The organism is Rhodanobacter sp. ANJX3, from assembly GCF_014200755.1.
Lineage (GTDB): Bacteria > Pseudomonadota > Gammaproteobacteria > Xanthomonadales > Rhodanobacteraceae > Rhodanobacter.
Map to the genome: position 1 here is coordinate 1041600 of NZ_JACHCM010000001.1, position 17284 is coordinate 1058883.

At 63.2% G+C, this 17284-nt stretch carries 12 protein-coding genes; 5 read left to right on the forward strand and 7 right to left on the reverse strand.

From position 1 onward, the window contains the following. Positions 1 to 13 precede the first annotated feature (13 nt). Genes HDE76_RS04565 through HDE76_RS04575 form a run of 3 tightly spaced genes read right to left on the reverse strand, consistent with a single transcriptional unit; the run spans position 14 to position 2360 of the window. A complete protein-coding gene (locus tag HDE76_RS04565; protein WP_179477073.1) occupies positions 14 to 616 on the reverse strand; it encodes a glutathione S-transferase family protein in 603 nt (200 codons plus the stop codon). Further along, the gene (locus HDE76_RS04570; protein ID WP_255481415.1) at positions 613 to 1173 is read right to left on the reverse strand and encodes a hypothetical protein; all 561 of its coding nucleotides are present in this window, start codon (positions 1171 to 1173) and stop codon (positions 613 to 615) included. Before HDE76_RS04570 ends, HDE76_RS04565 begins: the two co-directional genes overlap by 4 nt. A gap of 17 nt (positions 1174 to 1190) precedes the next feature. Then, positions 1191 to 2360, reverse strand: a complete 1170-nt coding sequence (locus tag HDE76_RS04575) for an acyl-CoA dehydrogenase family protein (RefSeq protein WP_184505643.1) — start codon at positions 2358 to 2360, stop codon at positions 1191 to 1193. 209 nt (positions 2361 to 2569) lie between these two features. Between HDE76_RS04575 and HDE76_RS04580 the strand changes: the two genes are divergently transcribed. Then, entirely contained in the window at positions 2570 to 3073 is a 504-nt protein-coding gene (locus HDE76_RS04580; RefSeq protein WP_179477075.1) for a hypothetical protein, read from the forward strand. A gap of 128 nt (positions 3074 to 3201) precedes the next feature. Further along, positions 3202 to 4077, forward strand: coding sequence for a DMT family transporter (locus HDE76_RS04585; protein ID WP_184505645.1), 876 nt, complete (start codon positions 3202 to 3204; stop codon positions 4075 to 4077). A 154-nt stretch (positions 4078 to 4231) separates the two neighbouring features. On the opposite strand, the gene HDE76_RS04590 is transcribed toward HDE76_RS04585, so the two are convergent. The 4 genes from HDE76_RS04590 to HDE76_RS04605 form a co-directional block, all read right to left on the reverse strand. Further along, positions 4232 to 4753 (reverse strand): DUF4142 domain-containing protein, encoded by a 522-nt coding sequence (locus HDE76_RS04590; protein WP_179477077.1) that lies wholly within the window; start codon positions 4751 to 4753, stop codon positions 4232 to 4234. 125 nt (positions 4754 to 4878) lie between these two features. Then, positions 4879 to 5799, reverse strand: a complete 921-nt coding sequence (locus tag HDE76_RS04595) for a 5'-nucleotidase (RefSeq protein WP_184505750.1) — start codon at positions 5797 to 5799, stop codon at positions 4879 to 4881. Positions 5800 to 5972: 173 nt separating this feature from the next. Next, a complete protein-coding gene (locus tag HDE76_RS04600) occupies positions 5973 to 6737 on the reverse strand; it encodes an NAD kinase (RefSeq protein WP_179477078.1) in 765 nt (254 codons plus the stop codon). A 122-nt stretch (positions 6738 to 6859) separates the two neighbouring features. Further along, positions 6860 to 11806 (reverse strand): NAD-glutamate dehydrogenase domain-containing protein, encoded by a 4947-nt coding sequence (locus tag HDE76_RS04605; protein ID WP_184505647.1) that lies wholly within the window; start codon positions 11804 to 11806, stop codon positions 6860 to 6862. A 626-nt stretch (positions 11807 to 12432) separates the two neighbouring features. Here HDE76_RS04605 and HDE76_RS04610 point away from each other — a divergent pair. The 3 genes from HDE76_RS04610 to HDE76_RS04620 form a co-directional block, all read left to right on the forward strand. Next, positions 12433 to 13662: an efflux RND transporter periplasmic adaptor subunit gene (locus HDE76_RS04610; RefSeq protein ID WP_179477080.1), complete on the forward strand. Its 1230-nt coding sequence runs from the start codon at positions 12433 to 12435 to the stop codon at positions 13660 to 13662. Positions 13663 to 13674: 12 nt separating this feature from the next. After that, positions 13675 to 16959 carry an efflux RND transporter permease subunit gene (locus tag HDE76_RS04615; RefSeq protein ID WP_184505649.1) on the forward strand — a complete coding sequence of 1095 codons (3285 nt, stop codon included), beginning with the start codon at positions 13675 to 13677 and terminating at the stop codon, positions 16957 to 16959. Between the two features lie 129 nt (positions 16960 to 17088). Further along, on the forward strand, positions 17089 to 17284 hold a 196-nt coding region (locus HDE76_RS04620; RefSeq protein ID WP_184505752.1), incomplete at its 3' end, for a transposase domain-containing protein.

A 17284-nucleotide genomic window follows, 5' to 3' on the forward strand; every position in this document is an offset into this window, starting at 1 on the left:
TACGACGGTTGGATCAGTGTTGCAGCGGCGAATGCCCGGGCTGCGCTTTCACATGCGCGAGCCACGCCGATACGGATGGATAGACGGCCAGATCGAAACCACCGTCGGCCGCACAATGGGTGTAAGCGTAGAGCGCGATGTCGGCGATGCTGTAACGATCGCCCGCCAACCACGCGTGCGATACGAGATGAGCCTCCATCACGGCCAACGCTTTTGCGCCTTGCGCATGCAGCTTCGGCAGTTCGACCTGACGGGAATGATCCGCCGGCAGATAAAGCGAGATAAAACGCGCCACCGCGATATACGGCTCGTGGCTGTACTGCTCGAAGAAAAGCCACTGCAGCGTCTGCGCACGCAGCCACGCGTCGCTCGGCAACAAGGGCGTGCCCTCGGCGAGATAGCACAGAATCGCATTGGACTCGGCCAGTCGGCGACCGTCGTCGAGCTCCAGCAACGGCACCTTGCCGTTGGGATTCTTGGCCAGATATTCCGCGGTGCGGGTTTCGCCTTGTGTACTGTCGACCTCGACCCAGCGATAGTCTCGACCTAGCTGATCGAGCAGCAATTGCAGCTTGTAGCAGTTGCCGGACGAGCGCTTGCCGTAAATCGTAATCATTCGCCAACCTCGCATAGAGTTTTTAGCACAGCCATGCGCGCACGATCCTTGGGACGCCCGAAGCCGTCGAGTACACGAATCTGCTCCGCGATCGCCGGCACCGGAACGGACAGTCCGGCAATGCTCACGTGCACGATCCGGTCTATCCGCAGCGGCATCCAGCCATCGGGTCCAAAAACCTCGAGGCCGCCCATCACTTCCACCGGCAGACCCACAAAACGGTAGCGTGCGAAGCGCGATCGAAAGCGCTCCGCGCCATCCGGCCGGTGCACCGCATCGTGCTGCCGTTGCCAACGGTCGCGCAACGCGTCCGCATCCCGGACGCTGGTCAGCAGGTCCAGATCCGCCACGCTGACGTCGGCGCCGACCAAGCAGGCGGCCGCGCTGCCGATCACGACCCAGGGATCGCGACAGCGGCTGCGCAGGTCCGGAAGCACAGCCGCCAGTGCTGCGTGCAAGGACTCCATCGTCGAGTTGCCCCTGTTGCACTCAGCCGTGGGCAGGACGCTGCTGCCACTGTTCGCACCCATGGCTTCATATCCCGCTTCACGACGCATGAGCGACGCGCTCCGCTTCAGAACGCGTTGATGCCGGTCAGCTCCCGACCCACCACCAGCTCGTGCACGGTTTCCGTACCTTCATAGGTGATCACCGACTCCAGGTTCAGCGCGTGGCGGATGGCGCCGTGCTCGGTGGTGATGCCGGCGCCGCCGAGCAGGTCGCGGCACTGGCGCGCGATGTCGATCGCCATGCGGCAGTTGTTCCACTTCGCCAGCGACACCTGGGTCGGCTGCATCTTGCCGGCATCCTTTAAACGACCGAGCTGCAGCGACAGCAGCTGCGCCGTAGTGATGCGGCGGGCCATGTCGGCCAGCTTCAGCTGCACGGCCTGATTGGACGACAGCGGTCGGTCGAACAGCTTGCGTTCCGCGGTGTAGTCGAGCACTTCCTTCAGGCAGGCCTGGGCGGCGCCGATCGGCCCCCAGGTGATGCCGAAGCGCGCCTGGGTGAGGCAGCCCAGCGGCCCCTTCAGGCCTTTGACGTTGGGCAGGCGCGCGCTGTCGGGCACGCGCACGCCGTCGAAGAACAGCGCCGAGGTCACCGACGCGCGCAGGCTCATCTTTTTGTGAATTTCCTGCGCCTTGAAGCCGGCCGTGTCGGTCGGCACCACGAAGCCCTGGATGCCGTCCTCGGTCATCGCCCAGACGATGGCGATATGCGCGAGGTTACCGTTGGTGATCCACATCTTGGCGCCATTGATGACCCAGTCGCCGCCGTCCTTTTTGGCATTCGTCTTCATATTGGCCGGATCGGAGCCGCCATGCGGTTCGGTCAGGCCAAAGCAGCCGATGATCTCGCCGGCGGCCATGCCCGGAAGATACTGGCGCTTCTGCTCCTCGCTGCCGTAGGCAAAGATCGGATACATGCACAGCGAACTCTGCACCGAGGCAAAGCTGCGCAGGCCGGAATCGCCGCGCTCGAGTTCCTGACAAATCAGACCGTAGCTGACGCTGTTCATACCGCCGCCGCCGTATTCCTCGGGAATGGTGGCGCCCAGCAGGCCCAGGCCGGCGATTTCGGGAATCAGCTCCTTCGGAAACCGCGCCTGATCGAAGCAGTCGCCGATGATCGGCAGCACGCGTTCGTCGACAAAACGGCCGACGGAATCCTGCACCATGCGTTCCTCGTCGGTAAGCAGCGAACGGACATCATAAAGATCGAGCGGATCGAGGCGCGTGGCCATGGCAAAGGTCCAAAGTGATCAGGCAAGTCCCCTAGTGTAGCGGGGACCGGGATGAGGGTCACCGGCAGCGACACTGACGACAGGTGTCGGGAAAGCCTGCTGTATCAGGGACTGGAAGCTTTTGAAAATAGCTGGCCGGTCGCTCGGGCGCCAAGCGCCACGGCCGGCGCAAACAAAGCTTCCATCCATCATCGAAAAAGGAGTTTTCCATGCGCCCCATCCTCTACGGACTGATGCTCGCCGTACTTGCCCTGACCTCGCGTGGTGCCGTTGCGGCGCCGCCGGCCGCCCCAGCGGCCGCAAGCAGCGCCCAATATGTCGATCTCGACAGCTACCTGACCAGCGATGCCGACATCAACGCCTGGTACACCATCACCAGCCAACTCAGGAAAAACTTCGACGACGTCTGCGGCGATACCTTCTGTGAAGGCGATTACAGCAACATCCAGTCGCTCGACTACCGCTGCTCGGTCGACACCACTACCGGCGTGATCGGGCGATGCGTTTGGGTTTTCGCCGCCAGCAATGAAGAAGTGAACGCGAAAACCGGCAATTTCACCGTCGACAATCAGCACTGGCGCTGCCGCAGCCCGCTGGCGCCGAAGACCCACGTGGCGGACCTGATCGCCGCGTTGAATGTAAGCAACCCGATACGCGCGATTCTTCCCGGCAGCAGCCAGTCGATCTATGACGGGCTGGTCGACTGCCTCTGAGGCAGTTCGGCACGTCGGCAGCTGCCGACGTGCCGGTATCGAATCGATTCGAAATCGGCCCAACTTGCATGCGGCGGTCACCGGAAACGGGGATACTGTGGTCATCCCCGTTTCGAAAAGCCGCAAAAATGTACAAAGGTGTGCTGCTCGGCTTCATGGCGTTCGCGGCTTATGCCATGAGCGATGCGTTCGTGAAGCTGCTGCACGGCTCGCTGCCGTCGTATGAGGCGGTATTCTTCGGCGCGCTGCTAGGCCTGACCGCCCTGCCTTTCATCAAGCGCAAGGGCGATCGCTGGCGCGAAGTCATTATCGCCAAGCGGCCAAGCCTTTGGCTGGTGCGCGCGGTGTTCGGCGCGATCGGCAGCACGTCCGCCGTCATAGCCTTTACCGCGCTGCCGATGGCCGAGGCCTTCGCGCTGATCTTTTTGATGCCGATCTTCGTCACCGTACTGTCGGTGATCTTTCTGAAGGAACATGTCGGCTGGCGCCGCTGGTCGGCGGTGATCGCAGGGTTTGTCGGCGTACTCGTCGTACTTCGGCCTGGATTTCGCGCACTGGGCATCGGCCACCTTGCCGCGCTGATCTGCGGTCTTTCCGGCGCCATCTCGATGATTGCGTTGCGCATGACCGGATCACAGGAAAAGCGCGTCACGCTCTACGGTGCCGGCGTAATCGGACCGCTGCTACTTACCGGCATACTGATGCTATGGGATTTTCGCTGGCCGCAATGGCGGCAGTGGATGCTGCTGCTCGGCTATGGACTGCTTGCCGCCCTGGGCGCGGTACTTCTGATGCTCGCCACGCAGAAGTCGCCGGCCAACCACGTGGCACCGACCCAGTACAGCCAGATGCTGTGGGCCGTCGCGTTCGGCTACCTGCTATTCAACGATCCGCTGGACTGGCCAATGCTGATCGGCATCGTGATCATTCTGGGCTCGGGACTGTTCACCTTCGTGCGGGAGTACAAGGTCACGCGCTGGTGGCGACGTACCAAGGTCGTTTGACCGCCGCTCTTGTGCACCAACGCGTACAAGTATGGGTCCACATAACATCGATTGCCGTTGCCTCCACGGCAATACCGGCGAACGAGTTCCGGAATCCTGCACATACACAAGCACCAGGCTTTTCAGCCCGATGCCTGATTAAAGGCTTGCCGACTCAGAGCTTTTTGGCCATCGCCAAATGCTCGTCGAGCGTGGGCAGCGTCTGCGCGGCAAACGACTTGAGATCGTCGTTTTTTCCACTCGTCGACTCTTTCTTGAACAGCGCGACGGCCTCAATGTGATCTTTCAACATCATCGACGAATAGGCCTTGTCGAACGCTGCGCCATTGAGGGTTTCAAGCTTGGCCAGCGCTTTTTGCTGCGCAGGCATCGGCGATGTGGACGGCGCAAATCCATCTTTCTGCGCCACCGCGGAAAGCTCATCGCCTGCCTTGGTGTGATCGGTCACCATCCTCGCCGCAAAGCTTTTCACCGCCGCCGACTGCGCACGGGAATCCGCCAGCTTGCTTGCCTGAACTTCGGTCATTCCGGCCGCCGAGGCTTTTGCGACAAAGGCGGTGTCCTGTTTCGATACAGCGGGCGCAGTGTCGGCAGCGGCCTGGGCCATGGCCAGCGGGCTGAGTACCAGCGCGCCGAGCATCGTGAGCGTTCCGACATGTTTCCGTGTGATCTGCATGAGCGAGCTCCCGCGTTGAAGTGGACTTTCATCGTGGGCGCGCCGCCGTGACGATCCGGTGTCGGTTTCATTTATGCCGAAACAACAAACGGATGTGGCAAAACAGCGGTAACCACGATCGACGATCAGCCGCGGTTGCTGACCCCGTGCGGCACATGCCCGGTAGCCACATGCATGCGTGCCGACTCCACATTGGCCGGCGAGTCGTCGAAAAAGATATCGGCGCCAAAGGCGTCCAGAAACGGCCCCTTGTCTCGACCACCGAGGAAAAGCGCCTCGTCGATGCGCACGCCCCACTTGCGCAGGGTGAGAATCACGCGTTTGTGCGCTGGAGCGGAACGCGCTGTGACCAGTGCCGTGCGAATCGGCGAATCTTCGGCGGGAAACGCGGTCTGCAATCGATGCAGCGCGGTGAGAAAGCCCTGGAACGGCCCTACCGACAGCGGCTCGGCCGCGTGCTCGGTTTCGCTGCGATGGAAGGCTTCGAGCCCCTCTTCGCGCGATACCCGCTCGCCCTCGTCGCCAAAGATCACCGCATCGCCGTCGAAGGCTATGCGCAGCTGCTCCGACGCACGCGGCGGCGCAGTGCTGGGCAGGATCGTGGCCGCGGCCACACCGGCCGCGAGCGCGCGACCGACGTCTTCGGCATTGGCGGACAGGAAAAGATCGGCCTTGAACGGCGCGATGTAGTCGGACGTCGGCGCGCCACTGGTGAACGCGGCGCGGCTGATCTCCAGCCCGTAATGCTGGATCGCATTGAAAATGCGCAGCCCGGTATCGCCGGAATTGCGCGACAGCAGGATCACTTCCACCGGCGGCACGTTGCCGGCCAGCTTGTTGAGGCCGAGCAATTTCTGCACTAGCGGAAACGCTACGCCGGGCTTAAGAATCTCGTTCTCGTGGTCGATCTGGAAGTTGCGATACGCGTCGAGCCCGTCGCGCTCGAACAGCGCGTGACTGTCGCCGAGGTCGAACAGCGCGCGAGAAGAGATCGCCACCACCAGGCGTTTGTCGCTTGCCGCACGCGCATCGTGTGCGCCCGCCATGGCAGGATCGGCCTCGGGCATATCGTCTGGTGCAATGGATTCGTTCACGGATGGCAGCATCGCTTGATCCGTAGCGGATCGTTGATTTCAATCTAGCATGCAGCCTGGGTTATTTCGTAAGCGCCGTTGATTTAGCCTCTCGCATTCAACGATGGCCAGCTTCGCGCTGACGATTATTCCGCCGATGCAAACTGCTCGTCGAGAATGCGCTGTTCGAGGTTGTGCTCGGGATCGAACAGCAGGCGCACGCCTTCGCCGCCCGACTGGCGAATGGCCACCGTCAGTACGTCGCGCACCTCGTGAAAGTCGGCGGTGGCGCTGACCGGTCGCTTGCCCGGATCGAGCACACGCAAGATCACTTCGGTGCGATGCGGCAGGATCGCGCCGCGCCAGCGGCGCGGGCGGAACGGGCTGATCGGCGTCAGCGCCAGCACGTTCGCATCCAGCGGCAGGATCGGCCCGTGCGCGGAGAGGTTGTAGGCGGTGGAGCCGGCCGGGGTGGACACCAGAATGCCGTCGCAGACCAGCGTATCGAGCTTCACGATGCCGTTGAGCTTGACCTCCAGATGCGTGGCCTGGTTGGTCTGGCGCAGCAGCGACACCTCGTTGAACGCCAGTGCCGAATGCTCCTTGCCGCTGACGTCGGTAACTTCCATCTGCAGCGGAAACAGCGACGCGGTGTGCGCGCGCGCCACCCGCTCGGGCAGCCCATCGAGCACATGCTTGTTCATCAAAAACCCGACGCGGCCCAGCTTCATGCCGTACACCGGCACATCAAGCGCGTGCCAGTCGTGCAGCGTACGCAGCATGAAACCGTCGCCGCCGAGCGCCACGATCAGCTCGGCCTGTTCCGGCGGCACGTCGCCATAGCGCTCCACCAGTTTGCGTCGCGCCTGCTGGGCGATGCTGGTATCGCTGGCGACGAAGGCAAAGCGCATGCGGATCTACCCGGCAATCAAGTGAGAGGAGAGTACACAGCATGAAGGCGCAAGACCATGCCGGCTCCTGCGCCTTCATGACCGAGCTGCACCGAGGTGACAGTTCGGTGGCTGACGATCCGTTAGCCGATCGGCACCTGCGCCAGCTGTGCCAGACGACGCACCGCGACCGAGGCGATCGGATAATCTGCGTTCTGGGTCAGGATTTCCGCCAGCATGCTGCGGGTGTACTGCAGCGTGGCGTTGTCCCGCTGCAGCCACGCCTGTACCGGCGAAACGTCGGTGCGGTCGCTGGCCAGGGCGAGCACCTGCGAGGCCAGCGCGCGATGCTGGTGGTTCAACTCGTCCAGCAGCGAACCGCGCGCCTGGGCATGCCAGTGACCTTCCACCGGCAGCGCCTCGATCTGATCGCGCAGCCATTCCAGATCCAGCGCCTCACCCAGCTCGTAGAAAACCTGCGCGACCTTGGCGATGGGACGACCGCTGAGCTGAGCCACTTCGACCATGTCCAGCGCCGCACGCAGCACCGGCATACGCGCCAAACGCAGCGCCAGTTCGGCCGGCAGGCCCAAGCCTTCCCACTTCTCCTGATTACCGGAGAAATCGCCTTTGCCGGTCGGCGTCAGCACGTCGGGTAGTGCCTGACGCAACTCAGACACGCCGGCCTGATAACGCTCGACGTTGTCGGCGATATCCAGCGTGCCGCCGGGACGGTTGAGCAACCAGCGCGTGAGGTGGCGCAGCAGCGACCAGATCTGCATCACCGCATCGATCTGCGTGTCCTCGGCGACCTGGCTGTCGAGCGCTTCGATCTGCGCCCACAGTTCACGCGCGTCGAGGATTTCGCGCGCCGCCGTATACGCCTTGGCGATCGCAGCCGGGCGCTGGCCGGTGTCCTCCTGCATGCGCATCATGAAGGTGGCGCCCATGCGGTTGATCGTCGAGTTCGTTACCGCCGTGGCGATGATCTCGCGCTTCAGGCGATGGCGCTGCATGTGCTCGGCGTATTTCTGGTGCAGCGGCTCGGGGAAATAGCGCACCAGCTCCTTCGACAGATACGGATCTTCCGGCACGTCCGAATCGAGCAGCTGCTGATACAGCTTGATCTTGTCGTACGACAGCAGCACCGACAGCTCGGGCCGGGTCATGCCGACGCCGCGCGTCTTGCGCTCGGTCAGCTCGGCCTCGCTGGGCAGGTTTTCCACCTGGCGATCGAGCAAGCCTTCGGCTTCCAGCGTGCGAATGAAATGCGCCAGCGAGCCGATGCGACGCACCGACTGGTGCTCCATCAAGGTGATCGCCTGGTTCTGCCGATAGTTGTCGAACAGCACCAGCTGACCGACCTCGTCGGTCATCGCGGCGAGCTGCTTGTTCCGCGCGTCCTCGCTCAGCTCGCCGCGCTGGACCGCGTCGTCGAGCAGGATCTTGATGTTGACCTCGTGATCGGAGGTGTCCACACCGGCGGAGTTGTCGATGAAGTCCGTATTGAGCAGCGCGCCGTGCTGCGCCGCCTCGATGCGGCCCTTCTGGGTCATACCCAGATTGCCGCCCTCACCCACCACCTTGCAGCGCAGCTCGGCACCGTTGACGCGCAGCGCGTTGTTGGCGCGATCGCCGACGTCCGCGTGCGTCTCGCTGCTGGCCTTCACGTAAGTGCCGATGCCGCCGTTCCACAGCAGGTCGACCGGCGCCTTGAGGATCGCGCTGAGCAGATCGGTCGGCGCCATCTGCGCTACGTCCGCCTTGATGCCGAGCACGGCGCGCACTTCGGGCGTCAGCGGAATCGACTTGGCGCTGCGCGGATAGATGCCGCCGCCGGCGGAGATCAGCGAGCGGTCGTAGTCGTCCCAGCTCGAACGCGGCAGCTTGAACATGCGCTCGCGCTCGACGAAGGACGCTTCGACGTTCGGATTCGGGTCGAAGAAGATATGGCGGTGATCGAACGCCACCACCAGCTTGATATGCCGCGACAGCAGCATGCCGTTGCCGAACACATCGCCCGACATATCGCCGATGCCGACACAGGTGAAGTCCTGCGTCTGGCAATCGCGCCCCAACGAACGGAAGTGGCGCTTGACCGACTCCCAAGCGCCCTTGGCGGTGATGCCCATGCCCTTGTGGTCGTAACCGTTGGAACCGCCCGACGCAAACGCATCGCCCAGCCAGTAGTTGTGTTCGATCGAAATCGCGTTGGCGATGTCGGAGAACGTTGCGGTGCCCTTGTCGGCGGCGACGACGAGGTACGGATCGTCCGCGTCGTGGCGCACCACGTCGTGCGGGTTCACCACCTTGCCTTCGATCAGGTTATCGGTGATGTCCAGCAGGCCGTTGATGAACAACCGATAGCAGGCGATGCCCTCGGCCAGCTGCGCGTCACGATCGCCGCCGACCGGCGCCTTCTTGACGAAGAAGCCGCCCTTGGAACCGACCGGCACGATGACCGTATTCTTGACCATCTGCGCCTTGACCAGACCCAGCACCTCGGTGCGGAAATCCTCGCGCCGATCGGACCAGCGCAGGCCGCCGCGCGCGACGGCGCCAAAGCGCAGATGAATGCCTTCGACGCGCGGTGCGCAGACCCAGATCTCGCGATACGGCACCGGCTTGGGCAGCTCGGGCACCTTGTGCGAGTCGAGCTTGTAGCTGATGTAGCCGCGATGCTCGCCGTCCCAGCGCTGGAAGAAACTGGTGCGCAAGGTCGCGCGGATCACCGCCACGAAGCTGCGCAGAATGCGGTCTTCGTCGAGGCTGGCGACGTTTTCCAGCAGCACGCCGATGGCTTCCTCGAGCACCGTCACCTGCTCGGCGCGCGGCAGCGACAGCGCGCTGGCCAGATCGGTGATCAGATGCGGATGCGCGTCCTGCACGGACGCCGGAATCAGCGCCGCCATCTCGACCACCAGCGTGTCGCTGGACGCCTTCAAGGCATCGGCCGACAGGCTCTCGCGCTGCGGATCGAACTTGGCCAGAAACAGTTCGACCAGCAGGCCGGCAATCGCCGGATACTGGTTGAGCGTGTCCTCCATGTATGTCTGCGAGAAGGTCGCGCCGGCCTGCAGCAGGTATTTGCAGTAGCCGCGCAGCATGGCGATCTGCCGCCAGCTCAGCTTGGCGCCGAGCACCAGACGATTAAAGCCGTCATTCTCGGCGTTGCCGCGCCAGATCTGCTCGAACGCGTCCTCGAACAGCGCGCCGACCTGTTCCACGGTGAAAGTCAGCTTGCCCACCGGCTGCACTTCGAAATCCTGGATCGACAGCGGCGTCGGATCGCTGGGAATTTCATAGACATGCTCGGTCAGCACGCGCAGGCCGAGGTTCTCCAGCTGCGGCAGCACTTCGGACAACGCGATGTCGCCACCGCTGCGATAGACCTTGAAACGCAGCGTTTCCGGCGCCTGCGGCGGGTGATAGAACGACATGCGCAGTACGTTGTCGCCCTGCAGCAGCGAGAGCTGATGAATGTCTTCCGCGGCGACCTTGGGCGCCACGTCCTCGACATAGCCGGCCGGCAGCAGCCGCGCGTAGCGGTTGGCCAGCACCACGCCCTGATGATCGCCGCGCTCGCGCACCAGCGCATCGCGCACCTCGTCATGCCAGTTGCGCACGATGGCAGCGACCTTTTGTTCCAGCTCGACCAGGTCGTAGGAAAACTCGTCGCCGATCTTCGGCCGCACCACGATGGTGAGCTGCGCCAGCGCCGCTTCACCGAGCAGCACGGCCGACTCGCTCTGCTCGCCGTGCAGGGCCGCACCCAGCAGCGCCGCGATGCGCTCGCGCACCGTGGTGTTGAAACGGTCGCGCGGCACGAACACCAGGCAGGTAAAGAAACGGCCGTAACGATCGCGACGGACAAACAACCGCGTACGCGCGCGCTGGCGCAGTTCGAGAATGCCCATGGCGGTTTCGAACAGCTCGTCTTCGGTGCTCTGGAACAGCTCCTCGCGCGGCAGCGCCTCGAGCACATGCCGCAGCGACTTGCCCGAATACGAATCGCGCTTCAGCCCCGAACGCACCAGCACCGCTTCGACGTTCTGGCGCACCAGCGGCACGTCCTGCGGTCGCGCCATATAAGCGTTGGTTGAAAACAAGCCCAGGAAGCGCTGCTCGGCGACCGGGCGACCGTCGGCATCGAACTTCAGCACGCCGATGTAATCCATGTGGCCGGCGCGATGCACCGGCGAACGTGCGTTGGTCTTGGTCAGAATGATCGCGTCGGTGGCACCGGACTGCGGCAGCTCGCTGCCGGTCAGCGAACGCAGCGAGCGCGGCGCGATCGAGCGCTCCTGCTTGTGCAGCAGGCCCAGGCCCGAGGCATTGATGGCGCGCAGCTCCTGCTCGCCGTCGGCCTCGGCCACCTCGTATTCGCGATAGCCGAAAAAGGTGAAGTTGTCATCGGCAATCCAGCGCAGAAACTCGCTGGCCTCGTGCACCGACGCCGCATCCAGCGGCAGGTTGCGCTGCGGCAGGTCGTGGGCAATGGCCAGCGCCATATCGCGCATGGCGGCCCAGTCGGCCACGACCGAACGCACGTCGTCCAGCGCCGCTTCGACGGCAGCCTTCAGCTGCGCCTGGGCAGCCTCGTCGGCCACGCGGTCGATCTCGAAATGCATCACAGACTCGGGCCGGCGCGTCGGCGCGGTGTCCGATTCGTCGCAAAGCTGCAACAACTTGCCCGATGCGTCGCGCTCCACCGTCATCACCGGATGGATGACCGCGTGGATCTGCACCGTCTCGGAAAGCACCATGCTGGTGGTGTCGATCAAAAAAGGCATGTCGTCGGTGACGACCTGCAGCAGGCTGCGACCCGCCGAACCTTGCTCCGGGTTCACGACGCGCACGATGGCATGCCCGGGCGGCCGCTGCTGCGCGAACACCAGCAAGCTGGCAACCAGCTCGGCCCACTGGGCTTGTGTATGCATGTCGGCGTCGCTGCCGGCAAGGCGGGCAAAAAAGGCCTGACAGAACACCTTCGCCTCCGCGAGACGCTCCGGCGGCAGACCGGCGTTTCTCAGTTCCTCAAAAACCACGGACGACAGGGAGTGATCGTTAACCGCGTGAATCGCATTCATGGCATCTACTAATGAGTGGAAACAGGAAAAGGGGGTAAAAAGCCTCGGAAGGATACGCCCCGCATGTGACCGAATCCATCTGCACTGCAGCGTTTGCACCATGCGATTGCGCATGGATTCATACCCGATCGTGCAGGCATGCAGGCTGTTGCCTTGGCCCGTGCAACACCGGCACGCCGCGGTTGGCCGAGCTTGCCGAGCACATGCACGTTAGCTCGCGCATGCCGAGGAAAGCGAAATCGCCATGCGACGTTGGTGGAATCGCCATGGATCCGGCCATCCCAAGCCGGAAGCTTCAGCAGGGTCGCCTCGACGCCGCAGATCATGCGGCTGTGCGCAAGATTGCTCAGTTCCCGGCCATCTCTTTCAATGACTGGTGTTGAACGGCAGTTAAAAGTAAACTGTTCGGTATAGTAGTGTTTCGGGTACCTCGGATTCGCTTCAGTGAGCCGGGGTAGTTGCCGGTGAGGCTGCCGCGAGCGATGAGTCTCCAACGGCGTCAGACCTTGCCTTTCACGACATTTGAATCAGCAGAATCGCAATGAATCGACCCTTCGCCTCCTCTGCTGCGCCGCAATAAATCTCCCTAAACCTCCCATTTCGATCAAGCAAGTTCTGGAGCTCACATGAAGTCCTCGTTACTGCGCACACCGGCGTTGTGCCTGGCCCTGCTGGCGATCGCCGCCTGCGGCAAAGGCAATGATCAGCAGCAGCAACAGCAACAACAGCAGCCACCGCCGGAAGTGGGTGTCGTGAAGGCAGAGCCCACCAATTCGCCGCTGACGCGCGACCTCGTAGGTCGCCTGTCGCCGTACCGTTCGGCCGACGTGCGCGCTCGCGTGGCCGGCGTGCTGCTACGCCGGGTTTACGATGAGGGCACCGACGTCAAGCAAGGCCAGGTACTGTTTCTGATCGATCCGGCACCGCTGAAGGCCGCGCTCGATTCCAGCCTCGCCGCGCTGGCGCAGGCCCAGGCTACCTACACCAACAACAAAGTCGCCGCCGAGCGCGCTCATTCGCTGGCGCCCAGCGGTTACATCTCGAAATCGGACCTGGACACCGCCGATGCGAACGAGCGTACGGCTGCCGCTGCCGTGCAGCAGGCACGCGCCAACGTGCAGACCGCACGGATCAACCTGGGCTACGCCAGCGTGCGTTCGCCGATCGACGGTCGCGCCGAGCAGCAGCAGGTCACCGAGGGCGCGCTGGTCGGTCAGAGCGACGCCACGCTGCTGACCACGGTCGACCAGATCGACCCGCTGTACGTCAACTTCACCCTCAGTGCTAGCGAACTGGAGAAGATGCGCGCCGCCCAAACCAGCGGCGGCGTGACTCTGGCCGATCCGAACACTGCCGCGGTCCAGATCGTGATGCCCGATGGCAGCCGCTACGCGCAACAGGGTACGCTGGACTTCTCCTCGGCCACGGTCGATCCGACCACCGGCTCGATCAACCTGCGTGCGAAGGTGCCCAATCCGCAGCACAGCCTGCTGCCGGGTCTGTACGTGACGATCAAGGCCGATCTCGGCGAGCAGCACAATATTTTCCTGGTGCCGCAGCCCGCACTGCAGCGCGACACCACCGGCGCTTACGTGATGGTGGTGGGCGACGACGGCAAGGTCGTTCGCAAGAACGTTTCGGCCGACCAGGCCGCCGGCAGCAACTGGGTGGTGACCAGCGGCCTGAAGACCGGCGATCAGGTCATTGTTTCCGGCCTGCAGACCGTGAAGGAAGGCGCACCGGCCAAGGCGCAGCCGTGGCAGCCGGGCCAGGATGCTGGTGCAAATCCGCCGGGTCAGCCCGGCAACCAGCCAGCCGCAGCACAGGGCGGCAAAGCCCCGTCCAGCAAGCAGTAACGGAGCCCGATCATGCCGAGTTTTTTCATTGACCGCCCGATTTTTGCGTGGGTGGTAGCGATCCTCATCACCCTCGTCGGCACCCTCTCGGTGCTGAACATGGGTGTGGAGTCGTACCCGAATATCGCGCCGCCTCAGGTCACTGTCACCGCCACCTACCCCGGCGCCAGCGCGGACACGGTCGAGAAGACCGTGACCCAAGTGATCGAACAGCAGCTGACCGGTATCGATCACCTGCTGTACTTCAGCTCGTCCTCCAGCTCCAACGGCTCCGCCACGGTGACGCTGACGTTCGAGACCGGCACCGATCCCGACATCGCCCAGGTGCAGGCCCAGAACAAGGTCTCGCTGGCCACGCCGCGACTGCCGACGGAAGTCACCCAGCAGGGCGTCATCGTCGCGAAGAGCAATCCCGACTTCCTGATGTTCCTGGCGCTGATCTCGGACAACCCGTCGATCGACGGCGATCGCCTCAACGATATCGTGTCGTCGCAGGTGCTCGACCAGATCGGCCGTATTTCCGGCGTGGGCAACACCCGCCAGATCGGTTCCGAGTACGCCATGCGCATCTGGCTGAACCCGGACAAGCTGCAGGGTTACGGCCTGTCGGCATCGGCGGTGCAGAGTGCCATCTCCGCGCAGAACGTGCAGTTCGCCGCCGGCTCGCTTGGTTCCGATCCGGCCGCCAACGGCCAGGGCTTCAGCGCCACCGTGTCGGCCGAGGGTCGTTTCTCCTCGCCGGAGGAATTCGGCAACATCATCTTGCGCGCCAACAACAACGGCACCGTGGTGAAGCTCAGCGACGTAGCGCGCATCACCTTTGGCCCGCAGACTTACGGTCTGGCCGCCACCTATAACGGCAAGCCCTCGGGCGCCTTCGGCGTGCAGCTGCTGCCGGGCGGCAACGCGCTGGACGTGGCGACGGCCGTGCGCTCGAAGATGGACGAACTGGCCAAGTCGTTCCCGCCGGGCGTGCACTACATCATCCCGTACGACAGCACGCCGTTCGTCAAGATCTCGATCAAGGAAGTGGTCGAGACGCTGGTCGAGGCCATCATCCTGGTCTTCCTGGTGATGCTGATCTTCCTGCAGAATTTTCGCGCGACGATCATCCCCACCCTGGTCATTCCGGTCGCCCTGCTGGGCACCTTCATCGGCCTGCTGCCGCTGGGCTTCACGATCAACCAATTGACCTTGTTCGGCATGGTGCTCGCGATCGGTATCGTGGTGGATGACGCGATCGTGGTGATCGAGAACGTCGAACGCATCATGACCGAGGAAGGCCTTTCGCCGAAGGACGCGACGCGCAAGGCGATGGGCCAGATCACCGGCGCTATCGTGGCCATCACCGTGGTGCTGGCGGCGGTGTTCGTGCCGTCGGCGTTCCAGCCCGGCGCCTCGGGCGTGATCTACAAGCAGTTCGCGCTGACCATCGCCGTGTCGATGGGCTTCTCGGCCTTCCTGGCGCTGTCGTTTACGCCAGCGCTGTGCGCGAGCTTCCTCAAGCCCACGCACGAGGAAAAGAAGAACTTCATCTACCGCGGATTCAACAAGGGTTTCGATCGCGTCAACAAGACCTATACCGGCCACATCGGCAGCGCGGTGAAACATGCGCCGCGCTGGATGATCGTGTTCGTGGTCATCTGCGTGCTGGCCGGCGTGCTGTTTTCACGCCTGCCTACCAGCTTCGTACCCAGCGAGGACCAGGGCTTCGCACTGGCGATCGTATCGCTGCCGCCGAATGCCTCGCTGCAGCGCACCGAGGGTGTGATGAAGCAGATTCGCGACACCCTGCTGAAGGACAAGACCAACGTGGCCGGCGTGTTCCAGATCTCCGGCTTCAGCTTCGTGGGCTCCGGCGAAAACACCGGCATGGCCTTCATCAAGCTCACCGACTGGGCCGATCGAAGTACTACCGCCGATGAATTCATCCAGCAGGCCAACGGCAAGCTGCACGGCATTCGCGATGCGCAGGTCTTCGTGGTCAACCTGCCGACGATACGAGGCCTGAGCCAGTTCGGCGGTATCGACATGTACCTGCAGGCGCGTGCAGGGCAGTCGCGCGACGAGCTGACCAAGGCACGCAACACCGTGCTTGGCATGGCCTCCAAAGACAAGACGCTGACCAGGATCCGTCCCAACACGCTGGAGGATGCGCCGCAGCTGAACCTCACCGTGGATCGTGTGCAGGCGCAGTCGATGGGTCTGTCGGTCAGCGATATCTACACCGCCATCCAGCTCACTCTGGCGCCGGTGTACATCAACGACTTTGCCTATGGCGGCCGCGTCAAGCGCGTCTACGTCGAAGCGGATCAGCAGTACCGCATGGACCCGAACGCGTTTCAGCACATTTTCACCCCGAGCACGCTGAGCAGCACCAGCAGCACGTCGGCGACGTCGAGCTCGACCAGTTCGAGTTCGACCAGCTCCGGCAGCACATCGACCAGCAGCACGAATCCGTACAACATGATTCCGCTGGCCAGCGTGGTGAAGGCGACGTGGGGCATGGCATCGCCCGCACTGACCCGCTACAACGGCTACTCCGCGGTGGAAATCGTGGGCGACGCCGCGCCGGGCTATTCGACCGGCCAGGCCATCACCACGATGGAGCAGATCGTCGACCAGCACTTGTCGAAGGATTACGGCTACGACTGGACAGGTCAGTCGTATCAGGAGCTGCTCTCGGGCAACTCCGCCACCTTGCTGATGGTGCTGTCGGTTGTGATCGTGTTCCTCTGCCTTTCGGCGCTGTATGAAAGCTGGTCGATTCCGGTGGCCGTGTTGCTGGTGGTGCCGCTGGGCATGCTCGGCGTGGTGGTGTTCGAAATGCTGCGCGGCCTGCCCAACGACATCTACTTCAAGATCGGTCTGATCACGGTGATGGGTCTGGCAGCCAAGAACGCCATTCTGATCATCGAGTTCGCGGTGGAGAAGCAGGCCGAAGGCAAGACACTGCGCGAGGGCGTCATCGAAGCGGCCCAGCTGCGTCTGCGCCCCATCCTGATGACCTCGCTGGCCTTCATCCTGGGCGTGTTCCCGCTGTTCATCTCCACCGGTGCGGGCGCCAATTCGCGTCACGCCATCGGTACCGGCGTGATCGGCGGCATGCTGTTCGCCACCATCCTCGGCCTGCTGCTGATTCCGGTGTTCTACGTCAGCGTGCGTCGTCTGCTGGGCGAAAAGCTCGATGGCGACGGCAAGGACGGCAAGCACGAGTCCGGCAAGAGCGGTCCGAACGACGGCGAAGACATGAAGAAACTGCCGCCGCCGGATCCCGATCCGTATCGCGGCGGCTAACATCGCCGAGTAGAAACCACAAAAAAGCCCCGGCATGCCGGTAATGCTGTTCACTTAAGCATTGCATCGTAGCCAAGGCGTCCCAAGAATCCGGCCTTCACCTGTTGAAGGCCGGATTTTTTTGTGTCCCTGCAAAGTGTTCTGTTTGATATCCATGAGCTGCACTCGTTCTCTGATCTGAGTACCTTCGCGCAGCACATTCCTGTCGAGTGGGTAGCCTCGGCGCTGGATCTTTCCTCCTCGGCCACGATTCGCCGCCGGCGTTTGCCGTCGGATCAAGTGCTGTGGCTGGTGCTGGGTATGGCACTGTTTCGTAACGAGCCGA